Genomic DNA, 17,965 nt, shown 5'->3' on the forward strand with positions numbered 1-17,965 from the left:
TTATCTAAAAAAGCCCCCAGTTCCCTGTATAATGCCTTCATCTGCTACGGTCGTTCCGGCGGCTACTATCGCGCCGGCTCAGCGTATTCCAGCCTCGGCCTGGGTGTTGCTGGTTGTGCTGGCTTGCATCTGGGGCACCTCGTTTATTTTGATGAAGAAAGGGCTGGAGGTGTTTTCGGCGCTGGAACTGGGTGCAGCGCGGGTGAGCATTGCGGCGCTGGTACTGTTGCCGTTCGGGTTGCGCCACGTGCGGCGCGTGGAGCGTGGCCGCTTCAAGTATTTGCTATTGAGCGGCGTGGTGGGCACGTTTATTCCGGCGTTCTTATTTGCTTATGCCGAAACCAAACTGGCTTCCGGTCTGGCTGGCGTACTTAATGCCCTGACGGTAGTGTTTACGCTGCTCGTGGGCGCTCTATTTTTCCGGCAGCGCATTACGCCGCTGCGGGCGTTAGGCATCGGGCTCGGCTTTGTAGGCACGGTGGTTCTGATGGGCCTGGGCGGCAGCGGCGGCTCGGCCACTCCTACCGGCTTGGGCAATGCCTGGTATGGCCTCTACATTGTGCTGGCCACCATGGGGTACGGGGTGAGTGTAAACGTGATCAAGCACCAGCTGCATGGCCTGCCGTCGCTGGCCGTCACCAGCCTGATTCTGCTGCTGATCGGTGGGCCCGCCCTGATTTTTCTTTTCGGCTTTACCGATTTTCTCACGAAGCTTTCCAACGTGCCCGGCGCCTGGTCGGCCCTGGGCTACATTGCGCTGCTGGCCTTTATGAGTACAGCCGTGGCGATGGTACTGTTCAATAAGCTGATTCAGGAGTCCACGGCGCTTTTTGCCAGCTCCAATACCTACCTGGTGCCTATTGTAGCACTGGGCTGGGGCGTGTTGGATGGCGAAACCATCAACCTGCTGCATTGCCTGGGGATGATTATCATCCTGGGGGGCGTTTTTATGGTAAACAAAGCGAAGTAGCTCCCGCCACCACCTGCATCTTACCGTCGTCGGCAGAATTTATTCGGTACTTACCAGCCGTGGTGCCATACTAAAAGGCCCAGCGCCGTGAAGGCCGCCAATGCCAAGCTCCAGGGCCAATTAGCTTGTATAAGTCGACGCCACTTAGCCGGTTTATAACGTCTTTTTCGCACTGTTTTGGGCATGGCACAACATACGCAGTAAGTAGTATTGCCGGATTTTGGCCCTCTGCCTGCATATTCTAGCAGGTTTATGTGCGGCTAAAAAGCCCCCCAAACCTCAAACTGAACCCACCGGTGCGCTCGTCCACCCCGAAACTCCGGAGACACCCAAGTAGCCGATGGCTCGAAGCGGAGGCCACCGTAGGCAAGCAATACTCCGCCGCTGCCCTGTACTACTGTGCGCTTCAGCTGCTCAGCACGCAGCGTATAAGGACTCTGCCGATTAAGTATTCCGCCTTGCATCGTAGCATTGTAGCCCACCGCTCTTCCTTCCAGGCGACCTTGGGCATAAAGCTGAAATTTTTGCCCCCCAGCACGTCCGGCCGCCGAGCTTACGCCCAGGTTTCGGAAATACGGATTCATCTTGCCCATGCGCAATAGCAAACCTGTGGCTGCCAATGTATTCAGCGTACCCACCGAAGCCCGCGCCGTACCAATTAGCTCCGCAAATTTGCCCCCCAGCAGCTGTTTTTCGAAGCCTAGCTGATAGCCCAGCACCAAATCGTTTTGCACTTGATAATCCCAACCTCGCGGCGTGGGTGCATCCAGCAGTTCATGTACTTTGGTTTGAAAACCCTTGGCCCCGGCAGCCGGCCCCATAAATCCTACGTCGATACCAGCAGTAAGGCGCTGCCGTCGTTGGGGCTGATTGGCCACACGGTACAGCGAAGCATAGATATAGGAGGCATATGGCCGGTCGCCCACCCGAATAAAAGCATCCTGTATTCGCAGGGGCGTAAAGCCATCATAAAACACCTTCACGCCATGATAGCGCACCGCCACCATTTTGCTCCCCAACAGGATTTTATTTACTGGCGACTTAGCCAGCACGGGCAGCACTACATTCAGGGTCATGCCTTGGGTGAAATAGTAATCGGTGCGAAAAAAGGCGTCGTTGGCGAAGGAATAAGCGATTATGTGGTCGGAGCTGACAACGCTACTGTCGGGGGCATTATTTGGGCCCGCCCGGTTTCGATAAGGATAAAAAACAGCAGCAAAGTGCTCAGCCAGTAGCGCATAGTGCGCTATGTACGCAGTTCACGGCCGGTTCAGTTTGGGCTCGTTAGCAAGCAAAGCACATCGTATGGTTTCTTGAAATAGTTGTGAGAATCAAGGATTTAATTGAAACCCTTGTGCGTCATTCGGTGAAAGCTACTGCTACATTTGCTGCGTGTGGGGGGCTTTTCTGTAGTTTGGTCTGAACACGAATCAGCCTTACCTTTCTTTATCGCCTAAGCTGCACGAGCTAGCTTCTTCGAGCACTGCTCTAGTTTCAGAACTTCTGCCTGGTCTTAGGGCCAGTATCACACGCAACACATGTCTATTCGCACTGATAATAAATGGGATTGGGAAATCGGATCCAAAACCAGCTGGTGGGGTACTAGCCTACCCGACCTCTGGGCCTACCGCCATTTAGCGTCGGGGCTGGTACGCCGCGACTTCCTGCTCGTCTATCAGCAGACTATTTTGGGGCCACTGTGGGTGCTGTTGCAGCCGCTCCTTACCCTGATTACGTATGTCATTGTCTTCGGCAAAGTAGTTGGCATCTCAACAGGAGGTACCCCGCCCGTACTTTTTTATCTAGCAGGCATTATCCTCTGGAACCTGTTCAACGATACATTTACCAGCGTTTCATCCACTTTCCGCGACAATGCCCAGGTCTTCAGCAAGGTCTATTTCCCGCGTCTTATTATTCCCTTTGCGCGCCTAAGCGGTTATCTGTTCAACTTCGGTATACAGTTCGGCTTGCTGGCAGTGGTGCTGGCATATTATATTATTTTCAAGGGCTTACAAATACCTGATATTCAGTGGCTGCTGCTTGCGCCCGTAGCAATTTTGCTGGTTGGAGGTATCAGCTTTGCACTAGGCTTGTTCTTCTCTGTATTAACGGCAAAGTACCGGGACATGAGCTACCTAATAGGATTAGGAACCCGTCTACTCATGTTCCTGACTCCGGTCATTTATCCAGTCGGGTATGTGTCAGAAAAGTGGCGCTGGCTCGTGCAGCTAAATCCTCTTACGCCCCTATTTGAGCTATTTCGCCGATCCCTTTTGGGCCAAGGAGTAGTAACTTTTCCCCTATTCGCTTACAGCTTCATCACTACGGCTGTGCTCCTGCTGGCCGCGCTGCTTATTTTCAATAAGCAAGGGGATAAGCTAATAGATACTATCTAAGGTTGTATGTCAGAAGTAGTTATCCAAGTTGAGAAGTTATCCAAAGTTTACCGTTTAGGCACCATCGGTACGGGCTACCTGCTACAGGACCTGCAACGTTGGTGGACCACAACGGTCAGAAAACAACAGGATCCTTTTTTTCAGCTGCCCGACGCCCAGTCGCCGAATGCTGCCCAGAGTCAGGCTCTTTGGGCCCTGCAAGACATAAACTTTGAGGTGAAGCAGGGCGAGGTCTGGGGCATTATTGGTAGCAACGGCGCGGGCAAATCCACACTCCTTAAAATCGTATCGCGCATTATTCGTCCCTCCGCTGGTTTTGTCCGAGGCCGAGGCAAGGTGAGCAGCCTGTTGGAAGTAGGCACAGGGTTCCACTCAGAGCTTTCTGGTCGTGAAAACATCTACCTCAGCGGCTATATCCTGGGAATGAGTAAAGCCGAAATTCGCACCAAATTCGATGAGATAGTAGCCTTTTCCGGGGTAGAAAAATTTTTAGATACCCCCGTAAAGCGCTATTCGTCCGGAATGTATGTGCGACTGGCTTTCGCTGTAGCCGCTCACTTGGAGCCCGATATTCTGATTATCGATGAAGTGCTTGCCGTCGGCGACGCTGAGTTCCAGAAGAAGTGCTTAGGCAAAATGAAGGAGGTAGCCCACAGTGAAGGGCGTACTATTCTCTTTGTCAGCCATAGTATGGCCGCCATTACTAGCTTATGCGACCATGGCTTGTGGTTGCAACATGGCAAAGTAAAAGCCCAAGGTGAAGTCACGCACGTTGTAAACAAGTATCTAATTAATAACCAGCAGTTCAAAACAAAACAAAGTTGGGAATCTCTATCTGAAGCGCCAGGCAATGACAAGATTCGGTTCAAATCAGTTGAACTTATCCCACATCTGCTTCAACCTGATGCACCACTTGACATTCGGACGCCTCTCACACTAAAGTTTCAATTCTGGAATTTTTCGGATGATATTTTAATTAGCACTCATTTCGTTTTGTATTCATATGGGGGAGAGTGCATTTTCGACGTACCCTCAACTGCCACAGTATTTCAGAAGGGTCTAGTATCTGGAGAGTGCACTATACCCGGAAGTTTCCTGAACGATGGGTCTTATTACATTTCTCTATTCGTAGTAAAAGACACTTCCATATCTCTTTACGATTACGAAGAGTGCATTAGCTTCGATTTGGAGGATTATCGGAGCGATATAAAATGGTATGGAAAATGGCTGGGCGCCGTTCGACCGCTCTTACCTTTTCAATTACAACAAATTGAATAAGATCTTAAAATAAAAATACGCTCCCTTATTATTCATCAATAATTTCTAGAAAACTTATTCCTTAAGGCTCCAATCAGATCAAATTTTCTTATATGAATTTTAAACAATTCATTCTGATAATACTCGATCACCCGGTCAATTGCACTATAATATTTAACTGGTTCGATTTTCTTAATCGCCTTAAAAAATAAAACTATCTGCGAAAAATTGTAAAAATTAGTTTGACCTGAATATGCACCACCTTTATGTATTCTATAAACACCCATCACTTCCCTGAAATATTTAGCTTTACCATATTTGCATAGGATAAAATAGAGCCCCCAATCAGTGTACGGCAAATCAAAGAGCCAATCAGGTAATGTAGCGCCCAATACATTCCGATGCAGAACTGATAATGTATAAACAGGATTATGAATTTGGATAAAGTGCTCTATAGACAATGTATCATTTCCCTCTTTATAGGCTGGATCTATAGATTCAGCCGAAGAATTTTGTAATTGATTTATAACAATCACTTTATGAAAGCAGAAAGAATATTCTGGATTATTTTCCAAGAAATCTACTTGCTTTTGTAGTTTAAAAGGATCAGTCCAATAATCATCGCCATCTAGCCAAGCGATATACTTGCCCGTACAAAGGCTATACGTAGCCTTTGTCATGGGCACCATTCCAAGATTATCTTCAGGCAGGAATAAGCGGATAATATTCGGATATCTTTTTTGATAATCTTTAACAATTTGCCGAGTATTATCTTGAGAAACATCTTCGCCAATTACTAACTCATACTTAAAGTTAGTTTTCTGCATGACCACTCCCTCTATTGCTTGAGCAATATAGCTCTCATGATTATACGTAGTCATCCAAACACTAACTGTTATCATAAAATCTTATTCTTTATCAATCTGTTTAAGGCAAAAACTGGTTCTACTAGATTAGTATAAAATTCTGGATCATTCTTTTTATATCCTCTTTAGAATTAAACATCAACACATCTATTATCGACAAATGAGAAACAAAATCAATAGTAGATTGATTATATGGAATTAAAGTGGGAGAAATAAAAAGTAAATCTATATTGTGTTGTTTAAAATTTTCCTTTGAATAAAGATCAGCACCGTTTATGGAATTTATATACACTGTAGCTTGCTCGTGAAGACAAATATCAATTACCCTATCTTCCGACTTTAACTCAGAATTATTGTATATACTGGATGACCCAACAAATTCAGTATCAATGTAAATATATTCAGATATTTGCTGCAAACTAGCGCGTGATAATTCAGCTATAGTTGTATAATCTCTTTTAAAAATCTCTAAAATTACACTTCTTATTGGCTCATAAAATGAAGCTTTGTTATAATTCTGATCAAGTGTTTTCAAGAACTTTTTAATCCATAATTGATATAACTTACTATCTATTAATGTATCACTTATTTTACAAAATGAACTTGCGTTTTGCAAGGGAACTGTGAACATATACGGTGTCTTATTCACAAGTATTCTGTTCCTATTGATCCATCCTTGTTTTATAAAAGCAACATCATCGTATACAACAAATTTATCTACAGCAGCTATTAGTTGATAATAACCTATGTATGGAAATAAATAAGGCTGCATAATCGCTATTTTCATAAAGCACAAGAGCAAGCGAATTATTCGACAGAAATTAATATAGAGCACTAAAATTATTTAAGTTGTGGTATCTATCGTTTTAGTCCATAATACATGCCTCGCCCAAACAATCCCATTTCATCATAATTAACACGCACTCCAGCATCCTCGAAGGCCTGCTTATATTCAGAATCGGTCCACAACCCTAAGATGTGTTCTTCAGTGAACTCGTGAATACCTTGTGGGGTCCCAACCATGTAGTGAATATCCAAAAATGAAGTAAGGTCTTTTCTTTCACTTTTATACATCCATGCAATTTTAAGATCTGGTTGATCCACAAAATTCGCCGTAGTCTTACCCACCCAATAAGTATCTGGACTAAACCAAGGCTCGATGACTAACAGACCGTTTGGACTTAGATGATCGGCCATACATTGAACTGCTTTTCTCAAGTTTTCTAGTGTTCTCACATAAGCTATTGAGCTAAATAAGCATACAACAACGTCATATGTCTTAGATAAAGAAAAATCAGTCATATCTGCCTGATGAAATAACACATTAGGGCATCGCTTCTGTGCTACATTTAAAAGGTCAGGGTTTAGATCTAATCCTTCTACATAGTAATGTGAGCTTAGGTATTCTAAATGCTTTCCCGTACCACATGCTATATCCAGAAGACTTTTTGCTGCGGGTAGCTGACTCTGAATAAGTTTGTGCAGTTTATCACATGCTACACCATAATCCTTGAAGTGATATAATGCATCGTAGTAATCGGCTGTTTTATCAAACATTGTTGCTGTTTTTGCTATTGGTACGAATTCAGTTTGATTGAATTATTACTCAGATGAAATGGTATGGAGGGAAGTAACCTACTTTGTTATTAGGGTCAGCATTCACACTTTTACATAAAATGCTGTATATATCAGCGTTATATACTTGCTTCAGGCAGCTAAGTGGCATTTTTTGGGCCCCACATCGTTGTTTAAAATCGGCGATACTATCTCCATCCTGGAGCCCCCCGCCCATATTTAAAAAAGGAATATTAACGGACTTCAAGTATTGTATAGCATACCATAGTAATGGCATGGTATGATTCCTTCCTTCTGGTAAAGATATGTGGAATAGTGCCTGCGCTCCATGAGGCGTGTAAGCGAAGACAGATACAGCTTCTATTTTACTATCACCAAAACCAACCAATAGAACATTATCTAGGTTGACGATATATGATAGTGTTTCTAAAGAAAATAGATATCCACTTGATGCGTTTTTTTGTTGAAAAAACGCATGATAGTTTTCAAGAAAAAAATCTATAAGTATTGATTTATCAGTTATAAATTGGGGAGCAATTTGTTCCCAGTTTTTAAGCTGTCTTCTGCGATTACGATCAAGATTACTAAAAAGGTCTTCAATGCTTAAACGCAAATCCAGTATATATAAACTGTTATAGCTATAAACATCAGAATTCTCCAGATATGTTTGGTTTGAAATAACAGGATTTATTGAAATAAACCCACAAATATATCCTCGGCCTTTTGCAAAATCCTTCCAATATCTTTGAAACTCCGGAAATGCCTTATTACCAATAAATCCGGAAAATCCATAAGGAGTTACTATATCTACGTAGCCTTCAAATGTGCGCTCTGATATGGGGCAAACTATTTTTACATCTTCGTCTTGAAAGCAATAAAGATATGTATCAAGGCCGGTGGTTAGGTGCATAGCATAACAGCTATGCCAACTATGAGCAAAATCATAGCTAATATCCTGTAGCGTTTCCTCCCAATGAGCTCTTGACTCTAAAGGGATTAATTGTTGTCGCACACCCAATGTATTATATTTAAGTATTTACGCTGTTATTATTATGAAGCAGATTAAATACTAATTACTGTATTACGACATTTTTTATAATGGAGGCTATCTGTAGAACTGAGTCTACAGATAAGTCGTAATACAGTGGCAGGCACATCACTCTTGAAGAAATATCTTCGGCAATAATGCTGCTCTGCTTATCAATGTAGTTCAGTTCATTTAGCGATGGATAAAAGTACCGTCGCGGAAAAATCTGCTCAGCATTGAGTGCAGCTATTACTGCAAGCATTACTTCTTCATTCGGAAAAATAATAGGGTAGTAGGCATAATTATAAACTACATGCTTAGCAACCATAGGCTTCACTAATCCAAGGCCATGAAGTAGTTGATCATATTGCTTGCTAATCTCTTCTCTACGCCGAATCAGATCAGTTACTTTAGGTAGTACACACAGTCCCATAGCCGCATGTAACTCTGAGTTCTTTCCGTTGATTCCCAACCCCCAATACCTTTCCGGACCATTATGACCGAAGTTAGCCATATATCCTATCTTATGTGCTAGCTGATCATCATTGGTAATAATAGCTCCACCTTCACCTGTATGAAACAGTTTAGTGGCATGAAAACTCAGTGTAGACACATCACCGAAGTTTAGCACTGACTGACCTTTGTACTGTACTCCAAAGGCGTGCGCAGCGTCATAAACAATCTTTAGCTGATGCTTCTGAGCAATTATTTCAATGGCTTCCACATCACATGGGTTTCCATAGACGTGGGTAGCCAGAACTGCACTCGTACGAGGCGTGATAAGTTGCTCTATTAATTGCGGATCGAGACAAAGCGTATCCCGTTGGATGTCGGCAAAAATTGGCTTGCATCCTTCCCATACGATACTGGAAGTAGTAGCAACGTAGGAGAATGGTGTGGTAATTATTTCTCCTTCTAACTCTAAGGCCTTGATGGCTATTTGCAAAGCGATGGTGCCATTGGACACCAAGAACACATGCTTGACCCCTAAATAATTCTTTAGTTTTTGCTCCAGTTCCAGCACCAGTGGTCCGTAATTCGTTATCCATGTCCGCGCCCAGATACCTTGAAGATATTCGGTGTACTCTTCTAAAGGCGGCAGGTATGTTTTCGTTACATGGATCATGAAGTGGGTACTTAGAAGCGAAGCTTTAGGAGTTGATGGTGGAAGGAGATAACAATGAACTTGTATACGTAATACAAAATACTAACTATCTGACGTGCAGCAATTACCAGGTGAGCAACAATGGCTTGTAAGCCCCTGATTTAATGTTACACCCAAACAGTAATCAGACCTTCTTCAAGCCCAGCTTGCTATGCTTGTAGCCGTAGCCAAAATACACGCCGAGCCCCATCACTAGCCAGGCAAAAAACAATAGCCAGTTGCTCACGCCTAGCTGCGTCATCAGGTAGAGGTTGGTGAGCAGGCCCAGCACCGGCAGTAACGAGAGCCGATTGCGGAAGGAAGCAATGCTCAGGTACACGCAGAAGCCCAGAAACACCAGCATCGGGATATAGTGACGGAAGCCTTCGTAGCCACTGTCGCCGCGCACGGCACGGCCGAACTCGGCTACCTGCTCGCCATTATAAGTCAGTAATAAAATGCCCCCCACGAGTACTACCAGCGGCACAAGGAACTTGCCATTGAGGTAAGGCACCTTGAAGCGTGCGTCGGAAGTGCCGTGTGGGTCAATGAGCAGAATGCCGCCACACACCAGCGCAAAGGCGAATAAGGTACCGATGCTGGTTAGGTCGATTACTAAGTCCATATTGAGCAACAAAGCCGGGATACCTACGAATAGGCCCGTGACGATGGTGCTAAAAGACGGGGTGCGGAAGCGTGGATGAACGCGGGCAAACACGGGGGCAAAAGGCCGTCGCGCGACATCGACATCCAGATGCGGGGCTGGCCAATCTGGAACACGAGCAGCACCGACGCCATGGCGAAAATAGCACTTACCGCTACTAAGCCCGCCAACTTTGGCAGACCAACTTTGGTGAAGACAAAAGCGAGCGGGTCGCCTACACCTAGCTCCTTATATGACACCATGCCGGTGAGTACCAGCGTGATAATTACATAAAGCACCGTGCAGATGATCAACGCGTATATCATGGCGCGGGGCAAATCGCGCTGCGGGTTTTTACACTCTTCGGCGGTGGTGCTGATGGCGTCGAAGCCAATGTAGGCGAAGAATACGGCCGATACGCCTTTGAGCACACCGCTCACGCCGTTAGGCGCAAAGGGCGTCCAGTTGCCAGTATTCACATAGAAAACGCCCACTATAATTACTATGGCTACTACAATGAGTTTCAGTAGGACCAATAGATTGGAGGCATTTTTTGATTCTTTAATCCCCACGTACACAAGGCAGGTAATCAGAAACGTAATACCGAAAGCAGGCAGGTCGATGACTAGGCGAAGTGAATCAGTGAGTTCCGGCGCGCTAATCCAGGTTTGGTAGCCAGCCATATCGGCGGGCGAGGCCTCGGTGAGGGGCCGCCCGGCTAGCATCAGTTCCAGCACAGTATGGTAGCCCTGATAAGCGCTCTGAAAACCCATACTTAGGTAAGCAGGCACCTCTAGCCCAATGCCTTGCATGAGCCCGGTGAAGTAATCGGACCAGGAAATAGCTACCACGATGTTGCCTACCGCATATTCCATAATCAGAGCCCAGCCAATTATCCAGGCCGTCAACTCCCCAAAGGATGCGTAGGCGTAGGTGTAAGCCGAGCCACTGATGGGAATGGTAGCGGCAAACTGCGCGTAGCACAGCGCCGAAAATGCGCAGGCAATGGCGGTGAATACAAAAAGCAGCGACACGGCCGGGCCACCGTCGTGGCTGGCATTGCCGATGGTGCTGAAAATACCGGCCCCAATAACAGCAGCAATACCCAGCGCGGTGAGGTCGCGCACGGTGAGGTTGCGTTCCAAGGCGCCTTCTTCCGTACTGCCAGGGTGGGCGGCAGTGTCGACAGGCGGGTTTTGCAGGATGGCGGAAATGTCTTTACGACGGAAGAGGGAGGAAAAAGAACTCATTCGAAAGGTGAAGGGCAGAAGGTTTGGGGGGCAAAAGATAAAGAATATTGCGGCGGGGCTGCACACCCCGGCGCTAGCTTCTTGTCAGATGGCGCCCAATTGAAGACCAGAGCAGCGGAGCGCTTTGCCCTGGCTTGGCTTGGGGGGCAAAATTTTTGGCTATTTCGTGTGGAATTATCTCCGGCGTGGCATCAGCAGGGAAACGCTAATCCCTCGCAATTATGTCGCATCGCCCCACTATTACTATTCCAAAGCCCTGTCATGAAGGATGGACCCAGATGACACCCGCTGCCCAAGGCCGTCACTGCGCCGCCTGCGATAAAGTGGTTGTGGATTTTACGCGCATGACCGATGCCGAAGTAGTACAGTGGCTCCAGCACCGGCCGTCGGGTAGCACCTGTGGGCGCTTTGCGACGCAGCAGCTGAATCGGCCACTGGTAGTAGCGCCGATTACGCACGCCCCGCGGTGGCAGCAATGGGTAGCGGCGACGGTGGCAGTAGTAGGATTGCAGGCGGCAACGGCACCGGAAGTGCAGGCTCAGCGTCCTATCTCGACGCAGCAGCACGTCATTACGATGGGAATGGTGGCCGTACCGCGCCGTGTAGAGCCGTTATCACTTAAGCCGTTGCCTCTGGTAGTTCGGGGCATGATACTGGACTCCACTACCCAAGAGCCAATGCCAGGCGCTACAGTACTTATAGCGGGTACTAACGTGGGAGTTAGCACCAATGCGGACGGGCAATTCGAGTTGATTCTTCCCGACGAGTTTAGGGAATTGAAAGCTGTCAAATTGATATTCAGCTCAATAGGCTATATCAACCGGGAGTATAGCATTGATTTAAAAAGTTCTGCTGCGCTGGTTATCAAGCTTGCGCCGGATACCGTGCTATTGGGAGAAATTGCCATGACTGGTGGCTACTATGTAGCGCCCTGGTATACCCCGCGTGGCCTGTGGCAGCGGGCTATCCTTCCATTTCGACACCACTAACTTCGATTTTAGCAAACCTTTTGCCCCCCAAAGGCATTCTTTCGGGGTATGAGAAATATCCTGCTGCTCACCCTATCGCTATTCTTTGCTACTGCCTGTACGCTTAAGCCTACCAACAAGCATGACATTTTCACCGAACGTGCTCAACTGCCGCAGGAGGAAACGCCGCACTTGCGTAACTCCTTGGAGTGGTGGTACTTAACGGGCCATTTGAAAGACAAGGCAACTGGTGAAACCTATGGCGTGGAGTACGTATTCTTCCACTTCAACCCCACAGGCAAGCAGGACTACCAGATGGTAAACTTTGCCCTCACCGACCCGCAAACCAAGCAGTTCCGCTACGACTACAAGGTAGAACGGCTGCCCAAGCTGCTGCCCGCTACGCTCCCACTCAGCCTATCGATGAAGAAAAAGGATGAGCGTTGGACCTTGAGTGGTCAGGAAGGACGCTACCATCTGCAGGCGCGCATGGCTGCCCATCCGGGCTTAGCCGTGAACCTTACTACGACGCCTGCCAAAGCCATCTTGCTACACGGTGGTACGGGCTACGAGAAATACGGGCCGGTGGCCCAGGCTGGCTACTATAGCTACCCGCGCCTTGCAGCTACTGGTACCATTGAAGTCGATGGTAAGCGGCGGGAAGTGGAAGGCGAGTTGTGGTACGACCGTCAATGGAACTGCAACTCAGTGACTACGAAAGACCTCGGCTGGGATTGGTTTTCCGTTCAGCTCGATGAGCCACGGGAGGAGATCATGGCGTATCAGCTTTTCAATAAAGCCACCGGCCAAACAGTGAGCGGCGGCTCACATTTTGGCCCCCAAGCCCAGAACACGCACCTTGCCGCCGAGGACTTTCAGCTCGAAACCCTCGATTATTGGACGAGCCCTACCTCCAAGCTGCGCTACCCTAGTAAGTGGCGCCTGCGGGTACCCAAACAAGGCTATGACCTGACCATTGAGCCGATTATACCTGACCAAGAATTGACGCTCAAGCTACTGCCCGGCATTAAGATGAGCTACTGGGAGGGCATGTGCCGCGTGACGGGTACCCACAATGGCAAGCCAGTCAGCGGCAACAGCTACGTAGAAATAACGAACCGCAAAGAAGTAAAATCACCTCGTACGCTTCCGGTGGAAAGCCCAGCGCCTAGCAGCATTACGCGTTAGAAGGCCGATTCGCTATTCGCCATTCAGGATTATCCGAAAGGTGGTTCCTTTCCCTAGCTCCGACCATTTCACAAATAGTCGGCCTTGGTGGTAATTCTCGATAATTCGCTTAGCCAACGCCAAGCCTAGGCCCCAACCCCGCTTTTTGGTAGTGTAGCCGGGCAGAAATACACGGTCAAGCTTGCTCTTGGAAATGCCTTTGCCGGTGTCGGTGATGTCGATGGCCACCTGGGACTTATTGCGGGCCGGGCGACGCAGATGAATAGTAATGCTACCACGGCCATCCATCGCATCGATGGCGTTTTTGCAGATATTCTCAATTACCCAGTCGAACAGCGGAATATTAAGCTTGGCTGGTGTGTGCGTAGGCAGGCTGGTTTCAATCTTGAACACTACTTTCTTTGACACCCGACTTTGCAGGTAAGCAATGGCGTTCTGAGTCACCTGCAAAATATTTTCATCCTTGAGCACGGGCACCGATCCAATGTTGGAGAAGCGCTCCGTAATAATTTCCAGGCGCCGCACATCTTTGCCCAACTCCTCCACAATGGGCTCGTCCCGGAACCGCTCCGACTCTTTCAAGTAAGTGTGCCAAGCCATCAGACTGCTTAGCGGTGTACCCAGTTGGTGAGCCGTTTCTTTGGCCAGGCCTACCCATACGCGGTTTTGCTCGGCTCTGCGCGAGTAGCTGAAGGCGAAGTAGGCAATGACGCCCAGGCAAGCAATGATAGCCAGCTGCACCAGCGGATAATAGCGCAACTGCGTGAGCAGCACGGAGTCTTGGTAATAAATGTAGTTGCGCAACCCCGCCGCGTATTCCACTACGATAGGCGGGTGCTGGGCCTTCATCTTCTCAATTCGCTCGCGCAGAAACTGTATCGAGGCTTCCTCCGATATGCCCTTGGGCAGGTCAATGTTTTTGGTACCCTGAATATTCCCCTGATCGTCGGTGAAGATGATAGGAATGGTGGTGTTGGCATCAATAATCTGCTCCTGTACAAACACCAGGTTGGTTTCCTCCTCCGTGCTGATAATATAGCGCTGAGCCTTAGCATACAGATCAATCTGTTGTTGCTCGCGCTCAGAGAGGCGGCCTACCAGAATATTGGTGTAGATAACCGTAGCGGCGGCGATGAGCAGGGCACCAGCCAGCACTACGAGCTTGATACGGGACTTCTGATCGTAAATCGGTAGCAAAGGCGGAAAAGCTGTAAGGCAAAAAAGCCCCCACGGGAGGCGCGAAGAACTACAAACGCACAGGCAACGAAGATACGTGCCCGCGCCCGATGCAGACGCTTTCACCTCAACTCAGGTTCCACAGTTCTGCTTCGTAGCAGGTCGCTACACGAATTTTTTAAGTTTATCTGTGCACTAAAAAGCCCCCCAGTCTGGTTATAAGCGTTTTGGCACGATACTTTACATACCCTCGAACCACTATGGAGTGTCGGCTGTTTTCACACTAGCGATTTCCGCCGTATTTTTGCCCCCCAGATTCTCGCACTAGCACCAGCTATGCTCCACCCATTCAAGGCTGTCAGCCTGTCTTTCAAGAAAGCGCCCTTAGCCATTCGGGAGCTTATTGCATTAGACGAGGCCGCTTGCCGCCGCTTCCTACATACGCTCCATCACGATCTGGGTCTCAGCGACCTGCTCGTGCTCAGCACCTGCAACCGGACGGAGGTGTATTACACCGCCGATCACGACCAGAGCACGGCCATCATTACGGCACTAGGTCACCTGAAGGGCTTGCCCGAGAGCCACGCCTATGCGTCCTACTTCGACGTGCTCGATACCTATGAGACGGCCGTTCAGCACCTTTTTGAGGTGGCTATGGGCCTCGACGCTCAGGTGGTAGGTGACTTACAAATCAGCAATCAGGTAAAGAACGCTTACCAATGGGCTGCCGATGCGGACGCCGCTGGTCCGTTCTTGCACCGCCTAATGCACACTATCTTCTTCACTAACAAGCGCGTACAGCAAGAGACCAGCTTCCGCGACGGGGCCGCGTCTACCTCTTACGCCACCTTGGAACTGGTGGAGGAATTAACCGCCGACGTTGCTAACCCTAGCATTCTGGTGGTAGGATTAGGTGAAATTGGGGCTGATGTCTGCCGCCACCTCGGCGACAGCAACTTGTTCTCCAATGTGAGCATTTGCAACCGTACCCGTACCAAGGCCGAAGAACTAGCAGCTGAGTGTGGCTTGCGCGTGCTTGACTTCGAAGACTTGGTAACTGGCTTGAAAGACGCTGACGTAGTTATCTCGTCCATCAACCGCGATTCGCCCTTCTTCACCACCGATATGGTGGCGCGCCTCGACGTACTGAACTATAAGTTCTTCATCGACCTCTCGGTACCCCGTAGCGTGGAGGCCGAGGTGGAAAACGTGCCCGGCGTGCTGGTATACAACATCGATGCTATCCATAGCAAAGCTAGCGCGGCGCTAGAGCGGCGCTTGGCCGCCGTACCGCAGGTGCGCGCTATTATCGCCGAAAGCATTGCTAGCCTCTCCGACTGGACCAAGGAAATGCTGGTGTCGCCCACTATTCAGAAGCTGAAGAATGCCTTGGAGCAGATTCGGCAGGAAGAAATGGATCGTTACCAGAAGAAAATGCCCCCCGAGGAAGCCAAGCGCATGGACGAAATTACCCGCTCCCTGATGCAGAAGTTTTTGAAGCAGCCAGTACTGCAGTTGAAAGCAGCCTGCAAACGCGGCGAAGCCGACCAAGTGATTGATATTATCACAGAGTTGTTCGACTTAGAGAACCAGCCGACAACTGCTCATTAGTAAGCCTTTACTTGGTACTAACACCAAACGAAAAAAGACCGCTAGTAGCGGTCTTTTTTCGTTTGGTTTCGTGAGCGAAACAGGTGATTACATAGATTCGCAGCAGTCCTCGAGTGAGTCGATCACATCAAGCAGCTTAGGAATAGACAGTGAGTAGTAGATCTTAGTGCCTACTTTGAATGAGGACAGAATGCCACGGTCTTTCAAAGTGATAAGATGCTGAGAAGCAATGGCTTGAGGCAAGTCGAGGGAACGGTAAATCTCCGTTACAGTCATCTTGTCCTCCTTACCCAGCAAATCCACGATTGCAAGGCGTTTAGGGTGGGCCAACACTTTCAGCATTGCGGCAGCCTTGTCTACTTTCTTGGATTCTACGCGCGCCAGCAGTGGTTTCATATACTAGTACAAAGGTGGAAAACTTAGGGAGAGAATAAGGATCATACGATATTCTATACCTGCAAAGTTCCTTTGAAACGAACATAGCCCTGAAAAGATTTGGTGTTCGCCGAGTTTCTTATGGCTTTACCCACAAAAAATTTAGTTATAAAAGCTAATTCCTGAGCGCTAGCATGGGTCTACTTACCTTTGCACCATATTTTTCACTCTGTTAATTTTCTTGTATTTCTAATGAAAGACCTACTGGCCCAATTTGAAAATAAGCGTCCCGAAATAGTTTTTGAATGGAAGGATGCTGAAACTGAGGCCGAAGGCTGGGTCGTCATTAACTCTCTGCGCGGCGGAGCCGCCGGCGGCGGAACCCGCATGCGCCAGGGCCTGGATAAGCGCGAGGTCGAAAGCCTGGCTAAAACCATGGAAGTAAAGTTCACGGTATCGGGGCCAGCCATCGGGGGGGCAAAATCGGGCATCAACTTCGACCCGCATGACCCGCGCAAGCGCGGCGTGCTGGAGCGCTGGTATAAGGCCGTTATTCCGCTGCTCAAGAATTACTACGGCACCGGTGGCGACTTGAACGTGGACGAAATCCACGACGTGATTCCTATTACCGAAGACTATGGCCTGTGGCACCCCAGGAGGGCATTGTAAACGGCCATTACCACGCCACGGAGCCGCAGAAGATTCAGAAGCTGGGGCAGTTGCGCCAGGGAGTAGTGAAGGTAATTGAAGATGCGACGTTCACGCCTAGCCTAAGCCGCAAGTACACCGTGGCCGATCTAATTACTGGTTACGGCGTGGCAGAGGCGGTACGCCACTACTATGAGCTCTGGGGCGGTGAGTTAGTTGGTAAGCGTGCCCTCATCCAGGGTTGGGGTAATGTAGGGGCGGCGGCGGCATATTACCTTGCCAGCCAGGGTGTTCGTATTACGGGTATCATCGACCGGGCCGGTGGCTTGCTAAATGCGAATGGGTTTTCGCTGGAAGAGATTCGTGAGCTGTTTCTCGCTAGAAAAAACAATACACTCACTGCCAGCGGCTTGCTCTCATTTGAGGAAATTAGCCAGCGCATCTGGTCCTCAGGAGCCGAGATATTTATTCCTGCCGCCTCATCCCGTCTGGTTTCGCGCAGCCAAGTAGAGCAAATGCTGGCCGGCGGCCTGGAGGTGATTTCCTGCGGAGCCAATGTGCCTTTTCAGGATCCCGAAATCTTCTTCGGGCCTACCGGCGAGTACGCCGACCAACACGCTTCCGTCATTCCCGATTTTATTGCCAACTGCGGTATGGCTCGGGTATTTGCTTACTTGATGGAGACCAACGCCGAAATCACCGACCAAGCTATTTTTAGCGATACGTCACGCGTTATTCGTCGGGCTTTGGAGCGCACACGCCAGCAGGGCGACGGCCGTACGGGACTGGCGCAGAAGTCGTTTGAAATGGCCTTGCGGGAGCTTGTATAGTTCGTTGATTGTTCGCTAAAGAGGGCAATCATATTTTATAA

The 17,965-nt window shown here is 48.5% G+C and carries 14 protein-coding genes and 2 pseudogenes; 7 read left to right on the forward strand and 9 right to left on the reverse strand.

The annotated features are described in order from the left end of the window. The first annotated feature begins 31 nt into the window (after positions 1 to 31). A complete protein-coding gene (locus tag G7064_RS11365; protein WP_166073672.1) occupies positions 32 to 970 on the forward strand; it encodes a DMT family transporter in 939 nt (312 codons plus the stop codon). A 260-nt stretch (positions 971 to 1,230) separates the two neighbouring features. Here the strand turns inward: G7064_RS11365 and G7064_RS11370 are convergent, their stop codons facing one another. Then, positions 1,231 to 2,220 carry a lipid A deacylase LpxR family protein gene (locus tag G7064_RS11370; protein WP_166075108.1) on the reverse strand — a complete coding sequence of 330 codons (990 nt, stop codon included), beginning with the start codon at positions 2,218 to 2,220 and terminating at the stop codon, positions 1,231 to 1,233. A gap of 288 nt (positions 2,221 to 2,508) precedes the next feature. Here G7064_RS11370 and G7064_RS11375 point away from each other — a divergent pair, with 288 nt between their 5' ends. Next, positions 2,509 to 3,366, forward strand: a complete 858-nt coding sequence (locus G7064_RS11375) for an ABC transporter permease (protein WP_166073673.1) — start codon at positions 2,509 to 2,511, stop codon at positions 3,364 to 3,366. A 6-nt stretch (positions 3,367 to 3,372) separates the two neighbouring features. Continuing rightward, positions 3,373 to 4,644, forward strand: a complete 1,272-nt coding sequence (locus tag G7064_RS11380) for a polysaccharide ABC transporter ATP-binding protein (RefSeq protein ID WP_166073674.1) — start codon at positions 3,373 to 3,375, stop codon at positions 4,642 to 4,644. Positions 4,645 to 4,679: 35 nt separating this feature from the next. Here G7064_RS11380 and G7064_RS11385 read toward each other — a convergent pair whose 3' ends face one another. The 6 genes and pseudogenes from G7064_RS11385 to G7064_RS11410 form a co-directional block, all read right to left on the reverse strand. Then, positions 4,680 to 5,504 carry a glycosyltransferase family 2 protein gene (locus G7064_RS11385; RefSeq protein WP_166073675.1) on the reverse strand — a complete coding sequence of 275 codons (825 nt, stop codon included), beginning with the start codon at positions 5,502 to 5,504 and terminating at the stop codon, positions 4,680 to 4,682. A 67-nt stretch (positions 5,505 to 5,571) separates the two neighbouring features. Then, a complete protein-coding gene (locus tag G7064_RS11390; RefSeq protein WP_166073676.1) occupies positions 5,572 to 6,276 on the reverse strand; it encodes a WbqC family protein in 705 nt (234 codons plus the stop codon). 71 nt (positions 6,277 to 6,347) lie between these two features. Next, the gene (locus tag G7064_RS11395) at positions 6,348 to 7,046 is read right to left on the reverse strand and encodes a class I SAM-dependent DNA methyltransferase (protein ID WP_166073677.1); all 699 of its coding nucleotides are present in this window, start codon (positions 7,044 to 7,046) and stop codon (positions 6,348 to 6,350) included. A gap of 49 nt (positions 7,047 to 7,095) precedes the next feature. Continuing rightward, positions 7,096 to 8,076 carry a hypothetical protein gene (locus G7064_RS11400; protein ID WP_166073678.1) on the reverse strand — a complete coding sequence of 327 codons (981 nt, stop codon included), beginning with the start codon at positions 8,074 to 8,076 and terminating at the stop codon, positions 7,096 to 7,098. 61 nt (positions 8,077 to 8,137) lie between these two features. Further along, positions 8,138 to 9,217: a DegT/DnrJ/EryC1/StrS family aminotransferase gene (locus G7064_RS11405; RefSeq protein ID WP_166073679.1), complete on the reverse strand. Its 1,080-nt coding sequence runs from the start codon at positions 9,215 to 9,217 to the stop codon at positions 8,138 to 8,140. A gap of 163 nt (positions 9,218 to 9,380) precedes the next feature. After that, positions 9,381 to 11,128 (reverse strand): annotated as a pseudogene (locus G7064_RS11410) (amino acid permease). A 221-nt stretch (positions 11,129 to 11,349) separates the two neighbouring features. Between G7064_RS11410 and G7064_RS11415 the strand changes: the two are divergent. Together G7064_RS11415 and G7064_RS11420 are read left to right on the forward strand one after the other, a co-directional pair. Continuing rightward, a complete protein-coding gene (locus G7064_RS11415) occupies positions 11,350 to 12,117 on the forward strand; it encodes a carboxypeptidase-like regulatory domain-containing protein (RefSeq protein WP_166073680.1) in 768 nt (255 codons plus the stop codon). 48 nt (positions 12,118 to 12,165) lie between these two features. Then, a complete protein-coding gene (locus G7064_RS11420) occupies positions 12,166 to 13,284 on the forward strand; it encodes a lipocalin family protein (protein ID WP_166073681.1) in 1,119 nt (372 codons plus the stop codon). 12 nt (positions 13,285 to 13,296) lie between these two features. Here the strand turns inward: G7064_RS11420 and G7064_RS11425 are convergent, their stop codons facing one another. Next, the gene (locus tag G7064_RS11425) at positions 13,297 to 14,481 is read right to left on the reverse strand and encodes a sensor histidine kinase (RefSeq protein WP_166073682.1); all 1,185 of its coding nucleotides are present in this window, start codon (positions 14,479 to 14,481) and stop codon (positions 13,297 to 13,299) included. 315 nt (positions 14,482 to 14,796) lie between these two features. Here G7064_RS11425 and hemA point away from each other — a divergent pair, with 315 nt between their 5' ends. Beyond that, positions 14,797 to 16,071, forward strand: coding sequence for a glutamyl-tRNA reductase (hemA, locus tag G7064_RS11430; RefSeq protein ID WP_166073683.1), 1,275 nt, complete (start codon positions 14,797 to 14,799; stop codon positions 16,069 to 16,071). Positions 16,072 to 16,158: 87 nt separating this feature from the next. Here the strand turns inward: hemA and G7064_RS11435 are convergent, their stop codons facing one another. Beyond that, a complete protein-coding gene (locus G7064_RS11435; RefSeq protein WP_084443403.1) occupies positions 16,159 to 16,467 on the reverse strand; it encodes an ArsR/SmtB family transcription factor in 309 nt (102 codons plus the stop codon). Positions 16,468 to 16,698: 231 nt separating this feature from the next. On the opposite strand from G7064_RS11435, the pseudogene G7064_RS11440 reads away from it, so the two are divergent. Continuing rightward, positions 16,699 to 17,924: pseudogene (locus G7064_RS11440) on the forward strand (Glu/Leu/Phe/Val dehydrogenase dimerization domain-containing protein). Positions 17,925 to 17,965: the final 41 nt, after the last annotated feature.

This window comes from Hymenobacter sp. HDW8 (assembly GCF_011305775.1).
GTDB lineage: Bacteria > Bacteroidota > Bacteroidia > Cytophagales > Hymenobacteraceae > Hymenobacter > Hymenobacter radiodurans.

What these genes read in the sequence shown, in the direction of transcription:
- G7064_RS11365 (WP_166073672.1), top strand. Translation starts at nt 32, where the DNA reads ATGCCTTCATCTGCTACGGTCGTTCCGGCGGCTACTATCGCGCCGGCT.
- G7064_RS11375 (WP_166073673.1), top strand. Translation starts at nt 2,509, where the DNA reads ATGTCTATTCGCACTGATAATAAATGGGATTGGGAAATCGGATCCAAA.
- G7064_RS11380 (WP_166073674.1), top strand. Translation starts at nt 3,373, where the DNA reads ATGTCAGAAGTAGTTATCCAAGTTGAGAAGTTATCCAAAGTTTACCGT.
- G7064_RS11385 (WP_166073675.1), bottom strand. Translation starts at nt 5,504, where the DNA reads ATGACTACGTATAATCATGAGAGCTATATTGCTCAAGCAATAGAGGGA.
- G7064_RS11390 (WP_166073676.1), bottom strand. Translation starts at nt 6,276, where the DNA reads ATGAAAATAGCGATTATGCAGCCTTATTTATTTCCATACATAGGTTAT.
- G7064_RS11395 (WP_166073677.1), bottom strand. Translation starts at nt 7,046, where the DNA reads ATGTTTGATAAAACAGCCGATTACTACGATGCATTATATCACTTCAAG.
- G7064_RS11405 (WP_166073679.1), bottom strand. Translation starts at nt 9,217, where the DNA reads ATGATCCATGTAACGAAAACATACCTGCCGCCTTTAGAAGAGTACACC.
- G7064_RS11415 (WP_166073680.1), top strand. Translation starts at nt 11,350, where the DNA reads ATGTCGCATCGCCCCACTATTACTATTCCAAAGCCCTGTCATGAAGGA.
- G7064_RS11420 (WP_166073681.1), top strand. Translation starts at nt 12,166, where the DNA reads ATGAGAAATATCCTGCTGCTCACCCTATCGCTATTCTTTGCTACTGCC.
- hemA (WP_166073683.1), top strand. Translation starts at nt 14,797, where the DNA reads ATGCTCCACCCATTCAAGGCTGTCAGCCTGTCTTTCAAGAAAGCGCCC.
- G7064_RS11435 (WP_084443403.1), bottom strand. Translation starts at nt 16,467, where the DNA reads ATGAAACCACTGCTGGCGCGCGTAGAATCCAAGAAAGTAGACAAGGCT.